General features: G+C 55.2%; 22 protein-coding genes and 1 tRNA gene. 8 read left to right on the top strand and 15 right to left on the bottom strand.

Annotated features, from left to right (window positions below):
- The first annotated feature begins 159 nt into the window (after window positions 1-159).
- From BQ8290_RS14220 to BQ8290_RS14240, 5 genes are all read left to right on the top strand, one after another.
- A complete protein-coding gene (locus BQ8290_RS14220) occupies window positions 160-1,794 on the top strand; it encodes an EAL domain-containing protein (protein ID WP_108791382.1) in 1,635 nt (544 codons plus the stop codon).
- Window positions 1,795-1,876: 82 nt separating this feature from the next.
- Window positions 1,877-2,698 (top strand): diaminopimelate epimerase, encoded by an 822-nt coding sequence (dapF, locus tag BQ8290_RS14225; protein ID WP_108791384.1) that lies wholly within the window; start codon window positions 1,877-1,879, stop codon window positions 2,696-2,698.
- Entirely contained in the window at window positions 2,695-3,885 is a 1,191-nt protein-coding gene (locus BQ8290_RS14230) for a MiaB/RimO family radical SAM methylthiotransferase (protein WP_337661443.1), read from the top strand. Before dapF ends, BQ8290_RS14230 begins: the two co-directional genes overlap by 4 nt.
- Entirely contained in the window at window positions 3,882-4,808 is a 927-nt protein-coding gene (gene ftsY / locus BQ8290_RS14235; protein WP_108791386.1) for a signal recognition particle-docking protein FtsY, read from the top strand. Before BQ8290_RS14230 ends, ftsY begins: the two co-directional genes overlap by 4 nt.
- On the top strand, window positions 4,808-5,479 hold the full coding sequence (locus BQ8290_RS14240) for a septation protein IspZ (RefSeq protein WP_108791388.1): 672 nt from the start codon (window positions 4,808-4,810) through the stop codon (window positions 5,477-5,479). The genes ftsY and BQ8290_RS14240 overlap by 1 nt, the downstream gene beginning before the upstream one ends.
- A gap of 197 nt (window positions 5,480-5,676) precedes the next feature.
- Here BQ8290_RS14240 and BQ8290_RS14245 read toward each other — a convergent pair whose 3' ends face one another.
- Window positions 5,677-7,914, bottom strand: a complete 2,238-nt coding sequence (locus BQ8290_RS14245; RefSeq protein WP_108791390.1) for a TonB-dependent receptor domain-containing protein — start codon at window positions 7,912-7,914, stop codon at window positions 5,677-5,679.
- Between the two features lie 161 nt (window positions 7,915-8,075).
- Between BQ8290_RS14245 and BQ8290_RS14250 the strand changes: the two genes are divergently transcribed.
- Window positions 8,076-9,998 (top strand): DUF3604 domain-containing protein, encoded by a 1,923-nt coding sequence (locus BQ8290_RS14250; protein ID WP_108791392.1) that lies wholly within the window; start codon window positions 8,076-8,078, stop codon window positions 9,996-9,998.
- A gap of 154 nt (window positions 9,999-10,152) precedes the next feature.
- Window positions 10,153-10,710, top strand: a complete 558-nt coding sequence (locus tag BQ8290_RS14255) for a TetR/AcrR family transcriptional regulator (protein WP_337661444.1) — start codon at window positions 10,153-10,155, stop codon at window positions 10,708-10,710.
- Between the two features lie 121 nt (window positions 10,711-10,831).
- On the opposite strand, the gene BQ8290_RS14260 is transcribed toward BQ8290_RS14255, so the two are convergent.
- The 10 genes from BQ8290_RS14260 to BQ8290_RS14305 form a co-directional block, all read right to left on the bottom strand.
- Window positions 10,832-12,766, bottom strand: coding sequence for a KUP/HAK/KT family potassium transporter (locus tag BQ8290_RS14260; protein WP_108791396.1), 1,935 nt, complete (start codon window positions 12,764-12,766; stop codon window positions 10,832-10,834).
- A gap of 110 nt (window positions 12,767-12,876) precedes the next feature.
- Complete coding sequence (locus BQ8290_RS14265) at window positions 12,877-13,518, bottom strand: tetratricopeptide repeat protein (RefSeq protein ID WP_337661445.1); 642 nt, start codon at window positions 13,516-13,518, stop codon at window positions 12,877-12,879.
- Entirely contained in the window at window positions 13,518-13,958 is a 441-nt protein-coding gene (locus tag BQ8290_RS14270; protein ID WP_108791400.1) for a cytochrome c-type biogenesis protein CcmH, read from the bottom strand. Before BQ8290_RS14270 ends, BQ8290_RS14265 begins: the two co-directional genes overlap by 1 nt.
- Window positions 13,955-14,479 carry a DsbE family thiol:disulfide interchange protein gene (locus BQ8290_RS14275; RefSeq protein WP_337661446.1) on the bottom strand — a complete coding sequence of 175 codons (525 nt, stop codon included), beginning with the start codon at window positions 14,477-14,479 and terminating at the stop codon, window positions 13,955-13,957. Before BQ8290_RS14275 ends, BQ8290_RS14270 begins: the two co-directional genes overlap by 4 nt.
- Window positions 14,479-16,518, bottom strand: coding sequence for a heme lyase NrfEFG subunit NrfE (locus BQ8290_RS14280; protein WP_108791404.1), 2,040 nt, complete (start codon window positions 16,516-16,518; stop codon window positions 14,479-14,481). Before BQ8290_RS14280 ends, BQ8290_RS14275 begins: the two co-directional genes overlap by 1 nt.
- Window positions 16,519-16,532: 14 nt before the next feature.
- Window positions 16,533-16,994, bottom strand: coding sequence for a cytochrome c maturation protein CcmE (gene ccmE / locus BQ8290_RS14285; RefSeq protein WP_108791406.1), 462 nt, complete (start codon window positions 16,992-16,994; stop codon window positions 16,533-16,535).
- Between the two features lie 19 nt (window positions 16,995-17,013).
- Window positions 17,014-17,160 (bottom strand): heme exporter protein CcmD, encoded by a 147-nt coding sequence (ccmD, locus tag BQ8290_RS14290; protein WP_108791408.1) that lies wholly within the window; start codon window positions 17,158-17,160, stop codon window positions 17,014-17,016.
- Window positions 17,160-17,921 carry a heme ABC transporter permease CcmC gene (gene ccmC / locus BQ8290_RS14295; protein ID WP_108791410.1) on the bottom strand — a complete coding sequence of 254 codons (762 nt, stop codon included), beginning with the start codon at window positions 17,919-17,921 and terminating at the stop codon, window positions 17,160-17,162. Before ccmC ends, ccmD begins: the two co-directional genes overlap by 1 nt.
- Window positions 17,922-18,139: 218 nt before the next feature.
- Window positions 18,140-19,207 (bottom strand): Glu/Leu/Phe/Val dehydrogenase dimerization domain-containing protein, encoded by a 1,068-nt coding sequence (locus BQ8290_RS14300; RefSeq protein ID WP_108791412.1) that lies wholly within the window; start codon window positions 19,205-19,207, stop codon window positions 18,140-18,142.
- Between the two features lie 65 nt (window positions 19,208-19,272).
- Window positions 19,273-19,349: transfer RNA gene (locus tag BQ8290_RS14305), tRNA-His, on the bottom strand.
- 241 nt (window positions 19,350-19,590) lie between these two features.
- Here BQ8290_RS14305 and BQ8290_RS14310 point away from each other — a divergent pair.
- Window positions 19,591-20,226, top strand: a complete 636-nt coding sequence (locus BQ8290_RS14310; protein ID WP_108791414.1) for a 2OG-Fe(II) oxygenase — start codon at window positions 19,591-19,593, stop codon at window positions 20,224-20,226.
- A gap of 132 nt (window positions 20,227-20,358) precedes the next feature.
- On the opposite strand, the gene rpmE is transcribed toward BQ8290_RS14310, so the two are convergent.
- From rpmE to bamA, 4 genes are all read right to left on the bottom strand, one after another.
- A complete protein-coding gene (gene rpmE, locus BQ8290_RS14315; RefSeq protein ID WP_108791416.1) occupies window positions 20,359-20,583 on the bottom strand; it encodes a 50S ribosomal protein L31 in 225 nt (74 codons plus the stop codon).
- A 168-nt stretch (window positions 20,584-20,751) separates the two neighbouring features.
- Window positions 20,752-21,240 carry a 3-hydroxyacyl-ACP dehydratase FabZ gene (gene fabZ / locus BQ8290_RS14320; protein WP_108791418.1) on the bottom strand — a complete coding sequence of 163 codons (489 nt, stop codon included), beginning with the start codon at window positions 21,238-21,240 and terminating at the stop codon, window positions 20,752-20,754.
- A 42-nt stretch (window positions 21,241-21,282) separates the two neighbouring features.
- Complete coding sequence (locus tag BQ8290_RS14325; RefSeq protein ID WP_108791420.1) at window positions 21,283-21,969, bottom strand: OmpH family outer membrane protein; 687 nt, start codon at window positions 21,967-21,969, stop codon at window positions 21,283-21,285.
- Window positions 21,969-24,698: an outer membrane protein assembly factor BamA gene (bamA, locus tag BQ8290_RS14330; RefSeq protein ID WP_443112342.1), complete on the bottom strand. Its 2,730-nt coding sequence runs from the start codon at window positions 24,696-24,698 to the stop codon at window positions 21,969-21,971. Before bamA ends, BQ8290_RS14325 begins: the two co-directional genes overlap by 1 nt.
- Window positions 24,699-24,717: the final 19 nt, after the last annotated feature.

Here is a 24,717-nt window from a genome sequence, read left to right on the forward strand (position 1 = left end):
GTCTATCGCCCCGCGGCGCGGGCTTCCAGCCCCTAGGTCTATAATTTCCCAAGCAATTAACGCTATCTTTAGCGGACTAACCCATATGCAAAATCAATCAGCACACGCGCGCGAACGTGGAGCATGAGACGGGGAAAGCAATCGGTGGCGGACGAATAAGTGGCAAGACAACTCGGAAATGCAGATCGCGACTTGGTCGCATTGGGTATCGCAACCGCTGCGATCATCCTCTTCGTTGCCACAGGCAGCTCTGTCTTACCCAAGGCCATCGATGCCGTCTTTTCAGATGGCACTGCTCCTGATCATCTGCTCATCAATGCGTTGTTGCTCAACGTCGTTTTGATCATATTCGGATGGCGCCGCTATCGCGAGCTTCAGGCCGAAATCAGCGAACGTCGGCGTGCAGAAGGGCTGGCGCGCGAGCTGGCCGAAATTGACCCACTGACAAATTGCCTGAACCGTCGCAGCATGGCTACGGCGACCGACACATTAAGAGCGGATGCAAATGCGCGTGGTTACGCCATTGCCTATTGCATGATCGATCTCGATAACTTTAAGCAAATCAATGATATGCACGGGCATTCTGTCGGAGATTCTGTGTTGGTTGAATTGACCAAGAGGATCAAAGATCAATTGCCCAAAGATGCCAATCTTGCGCGTTTGGGCGGAGATGAATTTGCCTTTGTTGCGTCATATGAACCGGTCAATCGTGATCGCATCGACGACCTGATCGTCCGCGTTTTCGAACAAATGGCAAGGCCATTTCAACACGATGATGTGACGATCGAAGCCACTATTTCAATCGGGGTTTCCACCGATCACGACGACACGGGCTTTGCCCCTGAATTGGGCGAACACGATGCGTTGATGCAGCGCGCCGACATCGCGATGTACACCGCGAAGAAACAGGGAAAGAACCGATATTTTTGGTTCGAGCCCACAATGGAAAACGAACTGCGTTTCCGTAACGAACTCGAAGCGGGGATCCGTCGCGGTGTTGCCGATGGCGAATTTGTTCCATTCTACGAACAACAGGTGGATCTCGACTCTGGCGAGTTGGTCGGCTTTGAAATGCTCGCACGGTGGCGGACGCGGCAGATGGGCTTGGTAAGCCCAGAGATATTCATTCCGATCGCGGAGGAAATAGGCCTTATCACGCAATTGTCCGATCAACTGCTGGATCAGGCCTTGAACGACGCGGGCAGTTGGGAAGACTCGCTCACATTGTCGATCAACATTTCGCCGATCCAATTGCGCGACCCTTGGTTTGCACAAAAGCTGCTCAAGCTCTTGGTCACCCACAACTTCCCCGCGCAGCGATTAGAAGTTGAGATCACCGAAAGCTGCCTGCACGAAAACATCGGCACGGTCCGCTCAATCATTACCAGTCTTCGCAACCAAGGCGTCCGCATAAGCTTGGATGATTTTGGCACGGGCTATTCATCGCTCGAACAATTGCGGACATTGCCGTTTGACCGGCTAAAAATTGACCGTAGTTTTGTGAGCGAACTCAAAGAGCCGAGCGGCAGTTCGAAAATTGTCGATGCGATCGTTTCGCTTGGACGGGGCTTGAACTTGCCAATCACAGCAGAAGGGATCGAAGACGAAGCGATCCTTCAAGCTTTGAAGTCCATGGGCAAGCTCAAAGGACAAGGGTACCTCTACGGCAAGCCTGAGAGCAGTGAACAGGTCAGAGAACGCTTGGCTCTCGCTGGAAAATTGGTTCTCGCGCCCTCACGTACCACGCCATCGATCGACACAGACGCGCCCCTCCCGAAAACGGTGAACGAATAGGCCGCATCTGGGTACTGATTGGCGGACTTTTCAGTCACCAGAGCACTAGACGGAACCCGCCTGCATGCATACATGCTCGAACATGCGCGTTCCCTTCATCAAGATGCACGGTCTGGGCAATGATTTCATCGTGCTTGATGCGCGAGAAACTGCATTGCCTCCGATGACGAACGGCCTTGCGCGTGCACTGGCCGATCGGCGCGAAGGCATTGGGTGCGACCAACTCATCCTGCTCGAAGAAAGCGACAGTCACGCATTCAAAATGCGCATCTTCAATTCTGATGGTGGCGAAGTCGAAGCGTGTGGAAATGCGTCACGGGCTGTGGCCCTATTGCACGGCGAACGCGCCCAGATCGAAACGGCCGGCGGCGCCATTACCCTTGAACCCGCAGAAGGCGGCGCAAGCGTGGATATGGGCGCACCAGAATTTGCATGGGACAAGATCCCTCTGGCATTCGCAATGGACACGTTGAACATGCCAGTGAGCTGGTCCGATGAAAGCGGCGATCTTGATGCACCGATGGCAGTCAATGTCGGCAATCCCCACGTCGTGTTTTTCACGAAGGATACCAACACCGTAAAACTCGGCCAGATTGGGCCAGAGATTGAGAACGATCCGTTGTTCACCGAAGGCATCAACGTCAACGTGGCCAGCGTCGTCGGAGACAATCATCTGCGCCTTAATGTGTGGGAGCGCGGTGCCGGACTGACGCGGGCATGCGGGACGGGTGCATGCGCAACCGCGATCGCAGCCATGAAGCGCGGCTTGGTCGGTCGCTCTGCAACGGTTAGCCTACCCGGCGGGGATTTGGTGATCGAATGGCGTGATGACAATTCCATCCTCATGACAGGCCCGGCCACCGAAGCGTATCGTGGATCGTTCGAATGGGATGACTTCGCTTGAGCAATTCGGACACGGTCACGCCGGAGGTTATCTCGCTGGGTTGTCGGTTGAACATCGCCGAAAGCGAACGGATGAAAGCGATGTTGGCGGATGCTGGAGATGTTGTCGTCGTCAATTCCTGCGCCGTTACTTCTGAGGCCGTGCGCCAAACACGGCAAGCAATCCGCAAAGCGCGCCGTTCGCGCCCCAATGCTCGTTTGATCGTAACCGGATGTGCGGCAGATATTGAACGCGATCAAATCGCCAATATGCCCGAAGTCGATGGCCTGATCGCCAACGCATCAAAATTGGACCCTCGCAGTTGGAACGTGCCGCTGCCCGTGGCCCCGCCGCCGCCCACCCGGACGCGCGCCTTTATTGCTGTTCAAAATGGGTGTGACCACGCCTGCACCTTTTGCGTCATCCCCCAAGGGCGCGGGACAAGCCGATCGATGACAATCGAAGGCGTCTTGCGCGAAGTAGAGCACCATTTGGCATTGGGCGCGCGCGAAGTCGTTTTGACGGGCGTCGATGTGACCAGTTGGGGCCATGATTTGCCCAACACGCCGCCATTGGGTGATCTTGTGGGCGCTGTCCTTAAGACGTTTCCCGAGTTGGACCGTTTGCGGATGTCATCACTCGATGGGATCGAGATCGATCCCAATTTGTTTGAACTTTTCGCGAGCGAGACGCGGTTGATGCCCCATTTGCACCTTTCGCTACAGCATGGGCATGATTTGATCTTGAAGCGGATGAAACGGCGACACAGCCGAAATGATGCCGTGGCATTGGTTCATGATCTGAAGGCGCGTCGTCCCGATCTCGCGATCGGTGCCGACTTGATCGCCGGCTTTCCGACGGAAACGGATGACCATCATGCCGCAAATCTATCCATCATCGAGGAACTGGACATCGTCCACGGTCACATTTTCCCTTACTCCCCTCGTCCTGGCACTCCTGCCGCGCGGATGCCGCAAGTTGAGCGCGGGATCATCAAGGCGCGTGCGGCCGAATTGAGACAAGCGGTCGCGCAGCGGCGCACGCAATGGCTAGACGGCCTTGTGGGAGAAATTCTACCTGTCCTCTCCGAACGCGATGGCACCGGCTATGCGCCCAATTATGCGCGGGTTGATTTGCCCAAAGACACACCGGCCGGTGCGATGGTCGATATCGAAATTCGGTCAATCGAAGGAGGGTTGTTGCGATGAGTTCTGGCACCACAGGAAGCTGGAGCGACCGGGTCCTCGGTGGATTTCGCAAGACGTCGGAACGGATTGGTAGCAACCTTACCGGCGTTTCTACGCGGCTTGATGATGCAACGCTCGACGATCTCGAAGATGCCTTGATTGTCTCCGATCTTGGCCCGGCGGCTGCGGGACGTATTCGTGCGAAACTCTCGGAAAAAAGCTTTGGCTTGGAGATTACGCCGACCGAGCTGAAAGAAGCCGTTGCCGCCGAAATCGCAGAGATCCTGCGTCCGGTTGCAAAACCTTTGGAAGTGACGGCATTCCCTCGCCCTCAGGTGATCCTAGTGATTGGTGTAAATGGGTCGGGCAAGACAACGACAATCGCCAAGCTCGCGCATCTGTTCACCGAAGACGATTACGGCGTCCTACTCGCGGCGGGTGACACATTCCGTGCCGCAGCCATTGGTCAATTGGCAACATGGGCCGAACGTGCCGGTGTCGACATTGTGCGCGGCGCCGAGGGCGGCGATCCGGCCTCGATCGTGTTTGATGCTGTTAAACAGGCGACTGACACGGGGATCGATGCTCTGGTTGTCGACACCGCTGGCCGGCTGCAAAATAAGAAAGAATTGATGGAAGAGCTGGCGAAGATCCGCCGCGTCCTTGGCAAACTCAACGAAGAAGCCCCGCATGACGTTGTTCTCGTCTTGGACGCGACCAACGGTCAAAACGCCCTTTCCCAAATCGATGTGTTCAAGGAGGTCGCAGGCGTGACCGGCCTTATCATGACGAAACTTGATGGGACCGCGCGTGGCGGCGTTTTGGTCGCTGCGGCCGAACAATATGGTTTGCCGATCCATGCCATTGGCGTGGGTGAGAAAATGGAAGATTTGCGTCCGTTCGATCCGGATTTGGTCGCACGCGTGATTGCAGGAGTGGCGTAATGTCCCAAGACGTAAAAAACGAGGCAGCCCCCAGCAACGCCAAGAAAGCCGGATCAGGTTGGCTTAGTGTGGCGGTCGACTATGGACCTCTTTTGGTGTTTCTAGGCGTCTATCGTTATTACGCCCCCGAAGACCCTAACCCCGCCGGAGAGATCGCAGCAATAATCCGCGGCACCGGCGCGTTCATGGTCGCAGCAATTGCCGCGCTCATCATTTCAAAATGGCGGCTCGGCAAAGTGTCGCCGATGTTGTGGTTCTCAACCGCGTTGATCGTAGGCTTTGGCGCGCTGACAATCTTCTTTGGAGAGCCGCGTTTTGTGCAACTCAAACCGACCATCATCTATTCCGGCTTTGGTGTGGCGTTGCTCATCGGTTTCTTCATGGGCCGAGCATTGCTCAAAATCCTTTTGGAAGCGGCATTTGAAGGACTCGATGACGCAGGTTGGCTTAAGCTTTCGCGCAATTGGGGGATCTTTTTCCTGATCCTCGCAGGCCTGAACGAAGTGCTGGTGGCACAAATGGATTTTGAAGGTTGGCTCTGGGCAAAGCTCTGGGTGTTCTTACCGCTGACGTTCTTGTTCACCTTCGCCAACATCCCCATGCTGCTCAAACATGGGCTGGATATTGGTCTGGATGACGGGGATGAAGCAGCAGACAAGGCAGCGGATTGATCGGTTTTAAGGTCCAGTATTGGGGGTGAAAGCGGACATACATCGCGCACAAAGAAATGGGCGGAACGCACATGGCGGCCCGCCCAAGTCAGAGTGATATCGGAAAGAGAGCACCAATTTCCGATAAATTAGCCAACCTACTTCGTAGGCATTGGCGTGGAGAGTTCATATCACCAAAAATGGCAATGGCTGGGCCGTTAAAGCTCAAAGCCGAAAGTGATGCCGTAGCGGCGCGGCGGACTGATCTGATTGAAGTTAAACAGAGCAGCCACGTTTGTCAGCGACGTCACAAAAATCTCGTCGTTCAGGTTCTTAACAAATGCCGTCACGTGGAACCGGTCATCGGGCAAATCCCATCTGATGCTCGCATCGAGCACATTGTAAGACGGAATTTCGCCGATAGCGGCACCATTGGCGAGCAAGTTTTGCTCATCAACATAGATCCAATCGCCGCGGAACGTTAGCTGACCAGCATCGCCCAGATCGGCATTGTAAGAAACGCCAGCACCCAAGGTCCATTCTGGCGCCCGTGAGAGCGGCAATGCGGAATTATCGGTCACAATGCCGTCATTGTTCAGATCAGCTAAGAATTCATCATATTGAGCATCAATGTAGCCCATTGAGAAGTCAATTTGCAGGCCATCGATTGGAACTGCAGTCAGCTCCATCTCTATACCTCTGACCGTGGCATTGGCTGCGTTGTCCGTGATTGTCTCTTGCGGGTTGTTCGGATCGGTCGACGACCGGATAACGGTCCGTTGGAGATCGTCATAATTGCTCTGGAAAAACGCGATATTGGTGCGCAGCCGGTTGTCGAACCAATCGGCTTTCAAACCGATCTCAAATGCATCGACTGATTCTTCATCAAACGGCCCCAGCGCGGTTGCAGTCGATCCGCGCACACTAAAGCCGCCGCTTTTGAAGCCTCTGGAAAATGTGCCGTAGATAAGCGCGTCATCGGTTAGGCGGTAGTCTAGCCCAACTTTTGGTCCGAAGTTCGACCAATCATCATTCAGATTGATTCTCGGCGCGATACCAAGGGCAACTGGCTGGAAGAGCGAGGAGAAAAACTCTTTCTCTTCATAGGTGTAGCGACCACCTAAGCTCAAACTCAATCGGTCCGTCAATTCATAATCAATTTGCGCGAAGGCTGCATAGTTTCGATGTGTTTGGCCGCCCTGCGACCGCAGCTCAGTGGCGGTGCCGGTGTTGGTAATATCCAGAAACGTGTCACGCTGGAGGAAGAATTCCTGCCGGAAATAGAAGACACCTGCGATGACATCGATGTTCTCATTCACGTCCCAATCATAGCGCAATTCAGACGAGAACTGTTCGTGCGGCGTTTCACGCAATGTTTCAAAGAAACTGGCGGGCGTGCCGTCTGTGTCGTTGTTGTTGAAATCAGTTGTATCCCGATAATTGGACACAGATGTCAGGGTCCCTGGACCAACTTCCCAGTTGGCTTCTACCGTAACGCCGAAAACTTCGATGTCGCTGAAGCCCTCCACGTTGAACGGGAATTCGCGCACTTCCGCTCCGGCTTCGAAGACCGGTGGATTGTGAAAAACCTGCAAAAGTTGACCCGGCTGAGAAATGTTGATGGTCGGCAGGTTGTCGCTGTTTTCGTTGTAATATTCGCCGATGATCGTCAGTTCAAAAGTGTCAGTGGGCGTAAAACGCACGGTTGGCCGCAAAGAGAATGTGCGGCTGCGCCCGGCATCGCGCGACACGCGGTTGCCCGGCCCGCCCACGAATGTGTTGGTAAAGAAGCCGTCATGCTCTTGCGAGAATGCGGACAATTTGAACGCCAAAACATCCTCAACCAGCGCCGTTTCGGCTGAAACGCGGATGTCGCGTTGGCCAAAGCTGCCGAGAGTGATTGCACCGCGTGCCGCTGTTTCACCCGTTGGCCTGCGCGTCCGGTAGTTGATCGCGCCAGCGGTGGTGTTCCTGCCAAACAGGGTGCCTTGCGGACCGCGCAAAATCTCAACCTGTTCCACGTCAAACAGGTCAAGCGATGAGTTCACTGTGCGAGGGAGATAGATGCCATCGACATACAGGCCGACGGATGGATCGACAGTTGAGCCCGGATCGCCATTACCGATGCCGCGAATGAACACCGAAACCGAGCTGCCAAAATTGCCGATCTGGTTGATGGTCACATTGGGTGCGCGCCCGCTCAGGTCGGAAAGGTCAGTGGCCTGAATTCGGTCGAGGCTTTCGCCGCTCAGTGCGGTAACGGCAACTGGCGCTTCTTGAAGGGGTTCAACACGCTTGCGAGCAGTCACCAAAATCTCCGGAACGCCAACAGAGCGCTCTTGCTGCGCCCCATTTTCGTCCGCATCCTGAGCAAACGCTGGAGCGGCAAATGCACAGGATGCAGCCCCGCAGGCCAGTATCGAAACATTCGCCAACAGGCTCTTTGATTTCATCATATTTTCCTCCCGAAAAAGCACCTCGTTCAAACCGAGATTGCAATTTAATTAGTATTAATTAATTTAAGAGCGGACAGACGCCATTGACAAAAGTATCAGGGCGCAAATGTCGATTGACCTATACTTTGGCGGCAGCATTCTGGGAGTTGAGGGAGAAAGCGATGAGCAAGACCAATCACGGCGGGCACAATTTCGAGGGGCATCGATCCCGCTGTGCTGGTTTTCGAACAGCGGCACTAATAGGCGCCGCTTCACTCGCCCTCATCAGCTGCGGGGAAGTGAACAGCGATGATCACGAATTGGTTTCTGCCGCCAATGTGCCTGTCGCTGAGAATCCAGAGCGGGTGTTTTGGGGGGATCTTCATGTCCACACGCTCTATTCCTTCGACAGCTACAATTTCGGCAACAAAAGCCTCGGCCCGGATGATGCTTACCGATTTGCGCGCGGCGAACCGATTGAAGCGCATACGGGGGAAACCGCTCAACTGAGCGCGCCGCTAGATTTTCTGATGATTGCCGATCACGCTGAGTATACCGGCGTTTTTCTGGGGATCGAGCAAGACAATCCGGACATTGTCGACACTGCTCTGGGCAGAGCATGGGCCGCGATGGAAGAAGCGGGAGATACCGTCGGCCCAATGGACGAAGTGGTCGCTTCTTTGCGAGACGGGCGTGCAGAGCGTCAACCTCCCGAAACCTTCCGCAGAACTGTCTGGTCCGAACTCGTAGAAGCCGCAGAGCGCAACTATGAGCCCGGTGTATTCACAACCTTTGCAGGCTATGAATGGACGTCGATGCCGGGTGGCGGAAATCAACACAGGGTTGTGGTGTTTAAGGATGGCAAGGACAAAACTCTTCAGACCATTCCATTTTCGGCCGCCGATGGAAACAACCCGCTCGAACTGTGGAATTACCTTGCCAATTATGAGCAGATGACGGGAGGCGAAGCGATCGCGATTGCCCATAATGGCAATGTTTCCAACGGCAATATGTTTGGCAATCTCCAAGTTGATGGCGAACCATTCGATCTTGAATATGTAACACAAAGAGCGCGCTGGGAGCCGCTCTATGAAATGACTCAGGTTAAGGGCGACAGCGAAGCTCATCCGCTTCTTTCACCCACTGATGAATTTGCCGATTTCGAAACCTGGGATCAAACCAATATCTCGATGGTGGAACGGCCCGAAGACGAGGATGAACGCCGCGCCGTATTCGCCAATGAATATGCGCGCGAAGCTCTAAAACAAGGGTTGGAGCTGCAAGCTCGCTTTGGGATCAATCCCTATCGATTTGGCATGATTGGCAGCACCGATACCCACACCGGGCTTGCCACATCCGATGATGACAATTTTTGGGGCAAGTTCGTAGAATCCGAACCCAGCCCAGAGCGCATCGGCTCAAAAATGGGGGGAAGGCTTTGGGACAATTGGCGCCTCACTTCATCCGGATATGTCGGTGTTTGGGCAAAGGCGAACACCCGCGAGGAAATTTTTGCAGCCTTCAAACGCCGCGAAGTTTACGCCACAACTGGGCCGCGGATCAGCGTTCGGTTTTTTGCCGGATGGGATTTTGATGAAAGCGATATCGAAGCCGATCAATTGGCATCGGCAGGCTACGCCAAAGGTGTGCCCATGGGCGCGATCCTAGAAGGCAGCGGAAAGGCACCGAGTTTTCTTATCGCAGCACTGAAAGATCCCAATGGCGCACATCTAGACCGGGTCCAAGTGATCAAGGGTTGGCGCGGTGAAGATGGCGAACTTAACGAGGAAATCTACAACGTCGCGTTCGCCGGAGATCGATCCGTTGACCCGGCCACCGGCACATTGCCGGCCATCGGATCAACCGTGAATTTTGCTGATGCTACATACACCAATGACATAGGGGAGGCTCAGCTCGCCGTGCGTTGGACCGATCCAGATTTCGACGCAGAGCAAGCGGCGTTCTATTACGTCAGGGCGTTGGAGATTCCCACTCCGCGCTGGACACTCTACGATGCGGTCCGTTACGGGGTTCAGCCACAACCGGAAATCCCGCTAACCACACAAGAGCGCGCCTATAGCTCGCCGATCTGGTATAATCCGTAAACCGGTCTTGTGAGAGGCAGGCGATGCGCAGGCCCAAAAACTTCTTGAGGACGAACGATTGAGTAGCGGCACCGCAAAAGCCAAAACGATTAATCGACCGCAGCGCCGCAAAAGAGGGAGGCCTGCGGGAAGGACCGCTGCAGATACGCGAGCCTTGCTGATTGCTGCGGCGGAAGAACAATTCGACACCCATTCCTACGCAGAAGTCAGCATGGAGAGCATCGGCAAGTCCGCGGGTTTGTCAGGCCCGGCAATCTACAATCACTTTGCTTCAAAAGATGATTTGTTCCTCGAAACGATCAAAGGCAGGATCGTCAATTACAACCGCGCCATCACTATCGGTGTGAATGTTGAGGGCGACTGGAAAGACAAATACAACAACCTTTTGATCGAAGTCCGGCCATTTCAGGGGTCGCAATCTGGGTTTCAGTCAATAAGCGGCGCTGTGATGAACAGGTTGCGAGATAAGCCAGAAAAGTTCGCTGAACTGCGTGAGTTACGCGAGGAATCGTCCAAGGTTTTTCGGGGCTTGGTCAAAGAGGCTGTTGATTGCGGCGACTTGTCAGATGATGTCGACATTAGCATTGCCGGCGACCTACTAATGGCTATCACCGTCGGGGCGATTAACACGGTGTCATTCTATCATTCCGATCCTCGGGACATGCCAACCATCGTTGATGCGCTGAAAGCCCTGTTGGGGACGAGGGCCTGATATTGTCGGGTAGATGCCGCTATTGGAAATTGACACTGAGAAATACCTTTGATGTCGGGCATTCTTGCAACGACCGATTTTGGGTCGATAGCCGCCATCCCATTCACCACAAAACCCAGCGCTAAATCTCGACCTGACTGCCCAGTTCAACAACCCTGTTCGTAGGCAGCTTAAAGAAGTCCATCGCGCTGGCTGAATTCATCAGCATCCATGCGAAAATCTTCTCTCGCCAAATCGGCATCGCAGGGTTCTTGGATGGCAGCAGCGTTTGGCGCGAAAGGAAGAAGCTGGTGTGCATCATATCGAATTCGCCACCGCACCGTTCCATATCTTTCAGGCCGATCGGTACGTCGGTTTCTTCCATAAAGCCGTAATGCAAAACCGCCCGGTAGAAACCATCGCCCATGTCTTTGAACTCACATCGTTTGGACGGGTCCACATAGGGCACGTCGGCGATGTCCACGGTTAGGATCACAACACGTTCGTGCAGCACTTTATTGTGTTTGATGTTGTGCAAAAGGGCCGATGGAACGCCGGAAGACGCACTGGCCATAAAGATCGCGGTCCCCGGCACGCGCAGGGCAGAATTCTTGGCCGACTTTGCAAAAATCTCCATCGGTAAAGCATGCTCGCTCATTCGTTCGCGCATCAGCTTGCGCCCGCGCGCCCATGTGGTGAGCAGTAGGAAAGCCACAAAGCCAACCGCCAATGGGAACCAGCCGCCTTCGGGCACTTTGGTAAGGTTCGCCGCGAAATAGGCGCCATCAACAATGAGGAAGAGGATGACGACAGGTGCGGCGTACCACCATTTCCATTTCCAAACGCCGACAAGCAACACCGCCATCAACAGCGTATCAATCGTAACCGCACCGGTCACAGCGATGCCGTATGCATTGGCGAGGTTAGAAGAGTTTTGGAACGTCAGGACCAAGATAATGACAGCCACCATCAACGCCCAATTGACCGCAGGGATGTAAATCTGCCCCCCTTCGGTTTCGGACGTGTGGCGGATTTTCAGGCGAGGAATATAGCCCATTTGGATCGCCTGACTGGTGATCGAGAACGCGCCTGAGATCACAGCTTGGCTGGCAATGAATGTGGCCAACGTTGCAAGGAATACGAGCGGCAACCGCCATTCTTCGCTTGCCAGGAAAAAGAACGGGTTTTGGATGGCTACGGCCGCTTGATCGGCGGGCAATCCAATGACCATCGCCCCTTGGCCAAAATAGTTCAACAACAGGCATGGCATGACAAAACCAAACCAGCTCAATCGCATCGGGCCCCGGCCAAAATGGCCCATATCTGAATACAGCGCTTCTGAACCGGTGACCGCCAAGACCACACTGCCTAGGGCGAGAAAGGCGAACCATCCATCAAGGATAAAGAAATTGACCGCATGATAGGGGTTCAAAGCCCACAAAATCTCCGGCGTGCCGATAATCTGCCAAAGGCCCAACGCTGCGATGACCGTGAAATAGACGATCATCACCGGGGCAAACAATGCGCCAACTTTTGCGGTGCCGCGTTTTTGCAGCACGAACAGGAACACCAACAACGCCAATGCAATCGGGATCACGTATCGTTGAAGGCCGGGATCGACCACGGTGAGCCCCTCGACCGCCGATAGGACCGATATGGCGGGCGTAATCATGCTGTCGCCGTAAAACAGCGACGTCGCAAACACGCCCAGCAACACCGCGATCCAGCCGTATTTGGATTTTGACAGACTGCGAGAAATCAACGCGACCAAGGCAAGCGAACCGCCCTGCCCCTTATTATCGGCGCGCATCAGGATCGTGACATACTGGATCGCAACAACCAAAGTCATGGACCAGAAAATCAAACTGATCACACCCAGAACATGGGCGGTATCCAATTGAACGGTGGAACGGCCTACAAACGTTTCGCGGAATGCGTAAAGCGGGCTTGTCCCGATATCGCCAAACACGATGCCAATCGCACCCACCGCCAACGCGCTCTTAGACGCACTGTGCCCCTTGCCACTTGTTGGTGGTTGATGGGCTGGGGCCGGAATTGGCGCTGATGTTTCGCTCATAGTGTGCGATTATCCCGAGTGGCTGGGTCTAGCACCCGTCCAAGGTCGCGGCACCTAGCACCGGGGCTTTGCCCCTGCAACAATGCCGTGGGTCCCGTTTCCTTGATGGCCTATTGCAACATTGGTGCGTTTGCGATCATCTCGTCCAAACGAGCGACCCGCGCTTCGATTTCTTCGCGCCACGGCGCATCTTCGGGTGATCGTTCGAGCAAGCCTGCCCATGTCTCCCGCGCGGCCCGCACCTGACCCGACTGCAGGAATGAAAAACCAAGGAACAGATCAGCGCCCGGATTGGTCGGATTGATGCTGCGGGCTTTCCCATACGCGTAATACGCCGCCGGCGTGACATTGCCATCGGCATGCCCAGTCAGTGCCATACCCAACGCCAACCACCCTTCGAGATGGTCCGGATTGTCGTTCAAGCCCTTGCGCAGCGCCCCTGCTGCGTCGTCAAAGCGCCCGCGTCGGGCAAAGCCATCCGACACCATCAGGTAATCGGGCCTTGGCGCGATCTCTTCAAACAATTGACGGCGCGCCACTACCATTTCTTCGCCCGATTGCTGGTCGGTTGAAAGGTCTGGTTCTTTCGGGCTGCTGGCTTGGCCCGGTGACCCCTGCCAGGCATAGCCGACAAGTCCGAACAACAGCACCGCCCCAAAAACGGCAAACCCCTCTTTCGGTAGACGCAGCATAAATGCCGCCAACGCAAAGCTCACCAAGGTAAGCGACAAGACTGCCAACCAACCGCTCATCAGGCTGTCTCCTCAGTATCAGAGCCCCGTTTGCCCAAACGCCGCAACAAGATCAGGCCAACCAAAGCAAGCAATACAAGCGGAATAGCAAACAGCGGCCATGTCGTTGAACTGACCTCAGGTTCGTAACTGACGTAGTCGCCATAGCGTTGAACCAACCACGCGCGAATTTGATCAGGGCTTTCACCTGCCAAAATGCGCGAGCGGACCTGATGACGCATATCCCCTGCCATGGGCGCATCGCTGTCGTTGATACTTTGCGATTGGCATTTGAGGCAACGCAGCGTTTCCATCAACTCGGTCGCTTGCGCTTCCAAAACGGGGTCGTCTAGCTGAACATAGGCGTAAGGCGCTGGTGGCATCGCTTGTTGAGCGGAGGCCGATTGCGAAAGGATAGGCGCCGCAAACAATGCCATGATCGCGATAAGAAGCCGCATCATCGCACGTCCTCCAATATCTCAAGCAATTCCGGCACGTTGTTCGCCCGGATATCGCCAATATGCTGATATCGAATGTTACCCTCTGCATCGATGACGTAGGTTTCCGGCACGCCGGACGCTCCGATTTCCAACATAAGCTCGGAGATATCATCTGCTCCGATCCGGGTGTAGGGATTGCCATAACGGTTCAAGAAATCGGCAACCGCCTCTGGCCTGTCGCGCACAGCAATGCCGATAATTTCGACGCCTTCTGCCTTCAACCGTTCCAGATGCGGGGCCTCTGCGATGCAAGGCAGGCACCAGCTTGCCCAGATATTGAGCAAGCGCGGTTTTCCGCCGACAAAGTCCGATCGCGACGCACCGGGCATTCCATCCAAGGCCGGAGCCAAAGTAAATTCCGGCAATGGTTGTTCGATCATCTGCGACGGGATCGTCTGCATTTTGTCCTGCGTCAGTTGATAACCGGCAAGACCAGCGAAAAACAAAAACAGGGCGAGCGGAATGACATAGATTAGGCGCATTATTCTGCAGGCTCCGGCATGGGGCCAGCCTTTGGATCGTCAATCGTCCCGTCGATTGCATCTCCCTCCACCAGCGCATCAAAATCTTCGCGGCGTTGATTGCCCATTTCCACCGCTTTGCGGCGCTTCAAGTCGACGCCCACACGGCCGGCAATGGACAAAATTCCGCCAAACGCCACCAACAATCCTCCATACCAAATGAAGGTCACAAACGGTTTCCACCAAACGCGCAATTGCCATCGGGTGTTGCCATTGGCATCGACGCCGGCCTGATCGCCGACAACCACATACAGTTGACCATCCCAACGGGTGATCAGCGCGCTTTCGCTGGTGGGTTGCGGCGGAGACCAGAAATTGCGCGATTGCGGCGCCAAAACGGTGGGTTCTTCATCGCCTCGCGCGGCCAAAACGCGGGCTTCGATGGCGGTCCAATTCGGCCCTGCGACCGGATCGACGCTGTCCAATTCAATCGTCCATCCCGCGACCTCTTCGACATCGCCCGGCGCAACTGCCGCCAATTTTTCCGAAGTAAACGCACTCTCGCTGGCCATCCCGAACAAAGCGACGGCGACGCCAAAGTGGGCGCAAACCATGCCCCATGTCGCGACCGGCACCAATCGAAGCTTTCTGCCACGCAATGGCAAGATCGCTGCGATCGCCAAGCCTACGGATAGCGCAAGTCCCAAAACCGAAAGAACGCTGTAGTCGCCCAAAACCGCTACCAGCCCGACGATCGCAATGACCACCGCCGCGACCAACGCCAATTCGAATTGAATACGCGCCGGTTTGTCATTTTTCCAACGCAGCAACGGACCGATCGCCATCACAACCAACATCGGAATCGCAAAGATCGCTCCGGCTGGATTAAAGTATGGCGGGCCCACGCTGACGCGGACATCGAACGCTTCGGTCAAGAGCGGATAGAGCGTGCCCAGAAGCACGATGGCAAGGATAGCCGACAGCATCACGTTGTTGAACACCAATGCGCCTTCTCGGCTGGTTGCGGTGAAACGCTTTCCTTCGGAAATACTACCTGCGCGCATCGCAAAAATTACCAAAGCACCGCCGATATAAAGACCCAATAGGGCAAGGATAAAGCTGCCCCGCTCTGGATCCACCGCAAATGCATGCACACTGGTCAGGACGCCCGACCGAACAAGGAAAGTTCCCAGCATGCTCATCGAAAAGGCGAGCACGCCCAGCATAATCGTCCACGTGCGCAACGCATCGCGCGCGGCCAATACGCTAACCGAATGGAGCAACGCCGTCGCGGCCAACCATGGCATAAGGGACGCGTTTTCAACCGGGTCCCAAAACCACCAGCCGCCCCAGCCAAGCTCATAATAAGCCCAATAAGAACCAGCCGTGATGCCAAAGGTCAAAAACACCCATGCGCCCAAAACCCATGGTCGCAGAACCTTGGCGAAATTGGGCGTCACTTGCCGCGTCATCAACGCGCCCATCGCCAAACTAAACGCAACCGATAGGCCAACGTAACCGATATAAAGCGTCGGCGGGTGGATCGCGAGGCCGATATCCTGAAGCAAGGGGTTCAACCCTCCCCCTTCGATCGCGGGCACAGGAAGGCGTTCAAACGGGTTCGAGCTTAACAACAAAAAGGCATAGAACCCGAGAGCCACAAAGCCTTGAACCGCAAGGGTCGCGCTCATCGTTTTTTCGGGCAAACGCCGTTCTAACCCGGCCAACAGGCCTCCAGAAAGCGCCAACACGCCTACCCAAAGGAGCATGGAGCCTTCGTGATTGCCCCAAGTTCCGGTCAATTTGTAGATAAGCGGCTTGGCCGAATGCGAATTGGTCGCGACCAATTTGATCGAAAGGTCCGTGATCGCAAACGCGTACAACAACAAGAAAAAGGCGAGCACCGCCAAAAACGCCTGAACCACGGCGGCGGGTCGCGCATACATCGCAAATTGCGCGCTGCCGCCGGTATCGCGCAGGCCCATCGCCCCCGATATCATCTGCAAAACCGCAAGCGCGGTTGAAAGCCAAAGGGCCGCTAATCCGAGTTCAGCAATCATGGTGGTGGTTCGCCTTAATCCAGACCTGCGACGGTTTCGGCATATTCATCCGAACCCTCGTGCCCCTCTAATCCCTCAAGTTCGCGAGGGACGTAGTTCTCATCGTGTTTGGCCAACAGATTGGTCGCTTGAAACACGCCATCGGCGCCTAGGCTGCCTTCGGCAACGACGCCGGAACCCTCGACAAACAAATCAGGCAGAATACCGCTGTAACGGACCGGCACTGTGCTGTCTTCGTTGCCCGTCACGATGAAGCTAACGGTGATGCCATCGGGCTGCGTTGCGATGGAGCCGGGTTGGACCATTCCACCAAGACGCACAGCCTGACCGACCGCAGGCGGTTCTGCAGCCATTTCTTCGGGAAGGTAAAAGTAATTCGCTTGAGAACGCAGTGCCCACGCCGCAATCAATCCCGCCGCGACAATCGCAACCAGCGCAAGGATCACAAGCGTCATTCTTTGGTGTTTGGCTTTCATCGACGCATAACCTTAATTGTCATTTCGCACGGCGCTTTGTTTCGTCACGCCGCTTTTCCGCGCGACGCATGGATCGATAGCTCCACAAGATCAGCAGAGCGAGCGCAAACAGACCAACGGCATAACAACCGATCACAAACGGCCAAGGATCCAACGCCTCGCGCATCACGCAGTCTCCATCGCGGTATCGCTACGGGTGGCCGGGGCATCATCATCCAAAGCGCGCCGGCGCAATCGAGCTTCGACCTGTGTCTCCGCAATCAATGCGCGCATCCGCATCAAGACAATCGCCCCAAACAGCAATGAAAAGCCCAACACAGACGCCAAAAGCGGCCACAAGAACACCGCATCAATCGAGCTTTTTCCTGCGGTCAAACTGGGGGGTTGGTGAAGCGAATTCCACCACACGACGCTGCGATTGATGATGGGGACATTGATGGCCCCAACGAGGCCGAAAATCGCGGCAATTTTGTAAGACCCGCCTTCGCGCGCGGTCGCCTCAGACAGAGCAATATAACCACCATAAAGGAACAAAAGCACGAGCATGCTGGTCAATCGTCCGTCCCATTCCCACCATGTGCCCCATGTCGGACGCCCCCAGATAGAGCCGGTCGCAAGGCAAATCGCGCAGAAGACCATGCCGGGCACAGCAATCGCGCGCGCCGCAATGCCGGCCAGCGGGTGTTTCCAGATTAGCAATGCCCCGCTTGAAATCGCGATACCGGTCCAACCGCCCATACCCAACCACGCAGCGGGTACATGGATAAACAGGATGCGGACCGTTTCGCCCATCAAACGATCAGGCGGCACCATCCACATGCCCCACGCCAACGCGCCCAGCGATAGGATCAAACCGCTCCAAAACAGAAGCGGCATCAACCATCGGGCCAGCGACAAAAATCGTTTCGGATTGGCGTAAATATGCACGTTTGAATCCCCTGCCCCGTCATACTGTTTCGTGCGAGGTGAGCAAGGGCGCAAAAGTCGCAAGGCACGCTTTGATCCTATGCAACATCGCGCTTTGCAGAATGACAAATGCGCCGCTCCGCGAGTTTGGAGGCGCTTATCAATCCATCACAGTCGCAGACGCACAAGATTTTCCGCGTTTCGCTCGCCAATAAAGCGAGCCAACCGGCATCGGCGAATCAACCGCGACCGATCAATTCTTGGGCCATGGTGTCGGCAACAACATCAGGCGATGCACCACCGGCCTCGCTGGTTTGCCAAATCGTCGCGAGCCTATCGGGGATCTGTTCGATCAGTCCGTTAACATCGTCGATCGTCGCGACATTCCCATCGCGCCGCGCCAGATACTCGGTCGCAACCGAGATAATGCCGCCTGCGTTGATGACATAATCGGGCGCATACAAAATTCCGCGGTCAAACAAGACCTGACCATGATGGGTCCGCGCAAGTTGATTATTCGCCCCGCCCGCAACGATTTGCGTGTTCAACGCCGCGATGCTTTCATCATCCAGAATGGCACCCAAGGCATTGGGGCTAAGCACGTCGCAATGGGTTGTCAGAATGTCGTCGGGCGCGACAATTGCTGCGCCCAATTCGTCGGCCAATGCCGCCACACCATCCGCGTGAATATCGGCGAGCGTCAATCGCGCACCGTCTTCAGCCAACAACCGCGCCACGCCGCCGCCGACACTGCCGGTGCCCTGAACAGCGACATGAACCCCGGCCATGCTGTCGGTGCGCAATTTGTGCTGAACCGCCGCCTTTATACCCAAATAGATGCCATAGGATGTGAAAGGCCCCGGATCACCGCCAGCCGCATTTCCGCCCGATACAGGTAGACCGGACACATGCGATGTGCGTTGTGACACGGCGACCATGTCCGCTTCGCTGATGCCGACATCCTCGGCCGTGACATAGCGGCCGTTCAACCCTTCGACGGCGTCGCCAAAAGCGGACAACAATTCGGGAGTTTTTGTGCGCGATTCATCCGCTAGAATGACAGCTTTCCCGCCACCCATCGGCAGACCGGCCATCGCGTTCTTGTAGCTCATCCCACGCGATAGACGCAGCGCGTCGCGCAGGCCGTCTTTAGGATCGGGATAATGCCAGAACCGTGTTCCACCTGCGCCGGGACCTAGATGCGTTGAATGGACGGCAATAATCGCCATCAGGCCCGATTTTCGGTCCCTGACAACATGCACCATCTCATGATCGTCAAAATCTGGTTCGGTCCAAAACGCGGTCATCGGCTTACCTCACATAATCGCGCAGGACCCGGGCAAAACACCCGTTTGGCGGATTTGGAGGGAAATGGGGCGGCCGACGGGACTTGAACCCGCAACCTCCGGCATCACAAGCCGGCATTCTAACCAATTGAACTACGGTCGCCATATTTTCCGTCCCAGCACAACCGCATCACTAAGTGAACGATCAGTGCCAAGCCCACGCAAGAGCGGCGGTTTACGCAGCTCCCATCATTGGTCAAGGCCGCTGTGGACGGGGGCGAGCCTGTTGCACAAAGTATCGGCTAAGGAAAGCAAAAAACACTGCATCGCCATTTGCCGCGCAAGATTGTTTCGCCTCCTTGCACCCTCTTGCCTGTTGGTTGGCGGAGCGTAAGTTTAATCGCATGACTGGTGAACGTGATTCTGTGGTGGAAAGGCTGGGCGGGCTTCAAGGCGTACAGCGCGTCCCCCACCCCAAGATTGAGCTTTTTCAGGCACGCGATTTCATCGCACCTGATCTGTGCAACGCTTTGATCGAATTAATCGACAAGGACCGCCGTCCATCAACCATCGCCGATCCGAACGGCGACAATTATTTCCGTACAAGCGAAACGTGCGATCTGAATTCCGAAGATGCGGCCGTCATCGAATTGAATGGCATTCTGGCACAGGCGAACGGCATCGATCCAACGTTCGGTGAACCTTGTCAGGGCCAGCGATACGATGTCGGGCAAGAATTCAAAGCGCACACCGATTACTTCACGCCGGGCGGCGCCGACTATGAAAAATTCTGCAGCGTTTCTGGCCAGCGCACCTGGACGTTCATGGTGTATCTGAACCCGGTTGAAGCGGGAGGGGCCACCCGTTTCAAAACGATCGGAAAGACGTTCCAGCCAGAAACCGGCAAAATGTTGTGCTGGAACAATGCACGCGCGGATGGCTCACCCAATCCGAACACCCTGCATCATGGGATGAAGGTGCGCAAAGGGGCGAAGTACATCATCACCAAATGGTATCGGGAGAAACCGTGGGGCTGGTGATTGATCGCTTTTGAAAGTTTGCATTCGTCGCGTCGCGTGCAGACGATACAGCTCCAACAAAAAGGGCGGCCCAAACGGACCGCCCTCTTGGTGCAAACGGCCATTGAAGGCCTGTTGCAAAGCTCTGAGCGCTTATTTCTTGAGGCTGAGCCCGCCGAAACGCTTGTTGAACGCAGCAACACGGCCGCCTTCTTGAAGCTGTTGACGACCGCCAGTCCAAGCCGGGTGGCTTGTAGGGTCAATATCGAGAGCGAGCGTGTCGCCTTCTTTGCCCCAAGTTGAGCGCGTTTGAAATTCGGTACCATCGGTCATTTTGACCGTGATGGTGTGATATTCTGGGTGGCCTTCGGCTTTCATCGTCAATTCCTTATCAGCGTTCACCGGTTCCGACCGGCGGTGCTATGTAATGAGAAGCGGCGCGCCTAAGCTGAATTGGTCAAAATGGCAAGCGTTTTGACCGTTGCGTGCGCAGCTAATTGATAGACATGATCTTTGGGCTCTGACGAAGCGTCAGAAATTCCAACATCACTTTGGTGGGTCGGCAATCATCGCTGTGAATTCGGCCTCACATGACGCCTTGCCCTCAACGCTCGCTTTGCCTTTGAATTTGTAGACGCGGCTGCGCTTTTGCAGAAATTCGACTTCCAGATCGAGCAAACAACCCGGCGTAACAGGGGCGCGGAACTTTGCAGCTTCGATGCCCATGAAAATCACGAGTTTACCCGATCCTGCAAGCTCAAGCGTCTCAATACCCAAGATCGCCGCTGCTTGCGCCAACGCTTCGATCTGGAGAACGCCGGGCATGATAGGAGCGCCAGGGAAATGCCCCTGAAAAAACTCCTCATTCATGCTGACGGCTTTCACCGCGTGAATGCGTTCGCCAAGATGGATCTCTTTGACCCGATCGACCAGCAAAAGCGGATAGCGATGCGGCAAGGCCTTGAGCACTTTGTGGATGTCGTAATCCACTATTGGCGCTTTCGTTTCTTCCGAAGATGTATCGGTGTCGCTCATGCCATGTGCCCCTGCCTTGCCCCTAATCGCTTACGGTCAAAATTAACGACCGGTTGGCGCTTGCGCTGCCGGTTGACCGGCTTGTGCTGCTTGCTGTTGTTGGAGAAGCTGCGCTTGAACCAAGGTTTGTTGAATGTCTTGGAAGATTTGCGCCGCGTTGCGCGATGGACGCCAATCCGCCGGTGGCACGATCCCAACCGATGGAACTTTCGTGTTCAATGACGTCGAAATCTGGCTGGTGATGTCCGCACCTTCGGCCGCAAATTGCAACGTATCGGGTTGGAAAACGATCACGATCTGTTGCGCCGTTGTGACTTCGGTCAAAGCCGCAGGATATTGCGCCAGAATCTGCTCAACCGCGTAAACGCGCGCCGCATTCACTTGGTTGGTGAGAGCCGCGACTTCTTGCTCAAGCGTTTGAATTTGCGCAAAGTTCGGTGCCGCTTGCACAGCAGGCAGTTCGCCTTCGTCAAGTTGACCGTTGCCATTCACGTCGAACGGTTGAAGCAACGTGGTCAGTTCCTGTTGTTTTGTCTGACGCTGTTCAATCTGTGCGGCATATGTAGTGCCAATTTGATTGTAAGCGGTTTGCAGCGCGCTCGAACCGATGATTGCACGGCTGATATCAGCGGTCGCGAAACGGCCATCAACCTGAGCGGCGGCAGGAGCAGCAGCAGCCAAAGCGCAAAGCGCAAGGCCAGCCGGGGCGAGCATTTTGGTCAGTTTCATTAGAATTGTGTTCCTACGTTAAACGTGAATGTTTTGTCGTCGTCGCCTTCGATCTTGCGGATCGTTTGCGCGAAATCGATGCGGAACGGGCCAAATGGCGAGTTCCAGTTAACGCCGATACCGGCGGTGATACGCGGGCTAGGCGAATCGCCGAGGAAAACCTCGCGAATGGCGCTACCCTGACGGATCAAGCGGGTGTTCGACGTAACGCCGTCATCCGCCAATGGGTTAAGTGTAAGCTCCCCTGTATCGACGCTGATGAACAGTGGATTACCATCGCCATCAATCTGAGAGATACCGGTTGGGTTGTCTTGGAGAAGCGGTTGATCCACGCCCCAAAGGGAGCCGACATCCAAGAAGATCGAAGGCCGCAAGCCAAGCTCACGTGCGCCTGTTCCCAGAGGAATTTCAATTTCGGCACGGCCCAAATAGTAATTGCGGCCACCGATGGAATCGTCGCGGATCGAATCGCGATCCGTAACCAATGTCGGATTGCCATCCTCATCAAGAATGTTGTTGTTCGTTCCGTCGAGAATGTACCGCTGCGTCAGGATGCGCGGGCCAACGCCGCGAATGCCAAAGCCACGGAACTGCGGTTCGCCCAAGAAGAACCGATCGGTCAACAGAATGTCATCGGTTGCCGCTCCGCCGCGGTTTTGGAGAGGGATAATCGATCCCCCTTCCAGCGAGAGCGAGAAGATGAAGCCGGTGTTCGCAATGTTCCAGAATTGCTGGGCCCGACCACGGAAACGCAAATAGCGCACATCGCCGCCCAATCCGGCAAATTCCGTGCTGAGCGATATTGTGCGACCGCGCGTTGGACGAACGCGAGAATTCAACGAATTGTAATTCAGGCTGAGCCCCACAATTGAGCTCAAGCGATTGCCCACCGCATCACACAAGAAACGACCAGCCAATAGCGGATCGCATTCGGTCACGCCGTCGCCGTCCAAATCAGAGAAGAACAAGTTCTCTGCAAGGCTCACTTCGTCATAGTTCAGCGTGTAGCTGCCCACGAGCGACATGAATTCAGTCAACGGAACACCAACGCGGAAGGTGCCGCCTGTCGTTGATTGTTCAAACGTCGTGTTGCGATCGTTGTTGGTGAAGTTGAAGCTGTTGAAATCGCGCCGATAGATATCGGCACCGGCCGAAATGTTCCGATCAAACAGATACGGCTCGGTAAAGCTGACTTGAGCCGATTGTTGGAACTGCGAATAGTTCAGGCTCAAACCGATAGTTTGACCGCGTCCGCGGAAGTTGCGTTGGCGGATCGAACCGGCAAGGATGAATTGTTCGATCGAAGAGAAACCGGCGGAGAATTGCAATTCACCGGTTGGCTGTTCTTCGATGTTTGCGTTGAGGACAATCCGATCGGGTGCGCTGCCTTCGACCTGACTGACTTCGAAATTCTCTTGGAAATAGCCAAGCGAATTGATCCGCGCGGTCGTCCGCTGAACACCCAAAGAGTTGAAAGCGTCACCTTCGGAAAGGCGGAATTCGCGGCGAACCACTTTATCCTGAGTGAGCGTGTTGCCGTTGATGTTGACCTGTTCAACATAAACGCGCGGCGCCTGTCTAAGGATGAACGTGATGTCCATCGTCAGATCGTCAGGGTTACGACTAAAGCGCGGTTGAACGTCGGCAAATGCATAACCGAACCGGCCAGCAAGCTCGGTCAGCTGCTCAACCGTGTCCTCGACCGTTGCGGCGTTGTAAAAATCACCGCTTTGCATGACCAAGCCAGCCGCAAGACTGTCGCTGTCAAAGTCGCGCAATTGGCTTTCCACCTCAACGTCACCAAAGGCGTATCGTTCACCTTCTTCGACAACGTAGGTGATGATGAAATCACGTTGATCCGGCGTCAATTCCGCAACGGCGGACACAACCCGGAAATCCGCATACCCTTCTGTCAGGTAAAATTGGCGCAGTTTCTGTTGGTCAAACGCAAGCCGATCGGGATCGTAGCTGGTGTTGGAACTAAAGAAGCGGAAGAACCGCGACTGCTTCGTAACCATCTCTCCGCGCAGATCGTTATCGGAGAAAATCTCGTTACCGATAATGTTAATCTGACGGACTTTGGATTTTGGACCCTCGACGATTTCGAACACGATATCGACGCGGTTCTGTGGAAGTTGAACCATTTTCGGCTCAACCGTCGCAGCAAAGCGGCCTTGACGCTTATAAAGTTCGATAATCCGTGCAACATCGGCGCGCACTTTAGACCGCGTGAAAATCTGACGCGGTGACAAGCGGATCTCTGGCAAAATCTTATCGGCATCGAGGCGGTCATTGCCTTCGAGCACGATGCGGTTGATCACCGGGTTTTCCGTCACGTTGATGACGACATTGCCGGCTTCATTGCGGATCGAGAAGTTTGAGAACAATTCCGTCGCGCCAAGGTCCTTCAAGGCCTCATCGGCGGCGGCTGACGTGTATTCCTGTCCGACACGGAGACGGATGTAGGAAAGGATAGTCGTCGGTTCCAAACGTTCGGCACCGATGATGCTGATCGTGCGGATGGTGTTGCTAACCGGCGCGGGCGCAGGTTGCGCCGCGGGTGCGGCAGTCGGCGCTGGCGCCGTGCCATCATTTTGTACGCCATCGTCCTGCGCCAACGCGACCTGAGGTAGGCCGGCCAAAACCGTGCCGCAGCTCAACGCGATCGCCAGACGGCTGATAGCACTTTTGGAACTCACAGACTGAGAGCCTGTATCGTTGCTTCGCATCATGGAGATAATGTTCCCG

Origin of the sequence: Erythrobacter sp. Alg231-14 (assembly GCF_900149685.1) — a bacterium.
Lineage (GTDB): Bacteria > Pseudomonadota > Alphaproteobacteria > Sphingomonadales > Sphingomonadaceae > Erythrobacter.

Excerpts from the sequence above, each read along its gene's own strand:
- BQ8290_RS14245 (WP_108791390.1), bottom strand. The coding sequence starts at position 7,914 with ATGATGAAATCAAAGAGCCTGTTGGCGAATGTTTCGATACTGGCCTGC.
- BQ8290_RS14280 (WP_108791404.1), bottom strand. The coding sequence starts at position 16,518 with ATGATTGCTGAACTCGGATTAGCGGCCCTTTGGCTTTCAACCGCGCTT.
- BQ8290_RS14300 (WP_108791412.1), bottom strand. The coding sequence starts at position 19,207 with ATGACCGCGTTTTGGACCGAACCAGATTTTGACGATCATGAGATGGTG.
- BQ8290_RS14260 (WP_108791396.1), bottom strand. The coding sequence starts at position 12,766 with ATGAGCGAAACATCAGCGCCAATTCCGGCCCCAGCCCATCAACCACCA.
- dapF (WP_108791384.1), top strand. The coding sequence starts at position 1,877 with ATGCGCGTTCCCTTCATCAAGATGCACGGTCTGGGCAATGATTTCATC.
- BQ8290_RS14250 (WP_108791392.1), top strand. The coding sequence starts at position 8,076 with ATGAGCAAGACCAATCACGGCGGGCACAATTTCGAGGGGCATCGATCC.
- ccmD (WP_108791408.1), bottom strand. The coding sequence starts at position 17,160 with ATGCGCGAGGCGTTGGATCCTTGGCCGTTTGTGATCGGTTGTTATGCC.
- BQ8290_RS14275 (WP_337661446.1), bottom strand. The coding sequence starts at position 14,479 with ATGCGCCTAATCTATGTCATTCCGCTCGCCCTGTTTTTGTTTTTCGCT.
- BQ8290_RS14310 (WP_108791414.1), top strand. The coding sequence starts at position 19,591 with ATGACTGGTGAACGTGATTCTGTGGTGGAAAGGCTGGGCGGGCTTCAA.
- bamA (WP_443112342.1), bottom strand. The coding sequence starts at position 24,698 with ATGCGAAGCAACGATACAGGCTCTCAGTCTGTGAGTTCCAAAAGTGCT.
- BQ8290_RS14240 (WP_108791388.1), top strand. The coding sequence starts at position 4,808 with ATGTCCCAAGACGTAAAAAACGAGGCAGCCCCCAGCAACGCCAAGAAA.
- BQ8290_RS14265 (WP_337661445.1), bottom strand. The coding sequence starts at position 13,518 with ATGAGCGGTTGGTTGGCAGTCTTGTCGCTTACCTTGGTGAGCTTTGCG.
- ccmE (WP_108791406.1), bottom strand. The coding sequence starts at position 16,994 with ATGAAAGCCAAACACCAAAGAATGACGCTTGTGATCCTTGCGCTGGTT.
- BQ8290_RS14270 (WP_108791400.1), bottom strand. The coding sequence starts at position 13,958 with ATGATGCGGCTTCTTATCGCGATCATGGCATTGTTTGCGGCGCCTATC.
- fabZ (WP_108791418.1), bottom strand. The coding sequence starts at position 21,240 with ATGAGCGACACCGATACATCTTCGGAAGAAACGAAAGCGCCAATAGTG.
- rpmE (WP_108791416.1), bottom strand. The coding sequence starts at position 20,583 with ATGAAAGCCGAAGGCCACCCAGAATATCACACCATCACGGTCAAAATG.
- BQ8290_RS14325 (WP_108791420.1), bottom strand. The coding sequence starts at position 21,969 with ATGAAACTGACCAAAATGCTCGCCCCGGCTGGCCTTGCGCTTTGCGCT.
- ftsY (WP_108791386.1), top strand. The coding sequence starts at position 3,882 with ATGAGTTCTGGCACCACAGGAAGCTGGAGCGACCGGGTCCTCGGTGGA.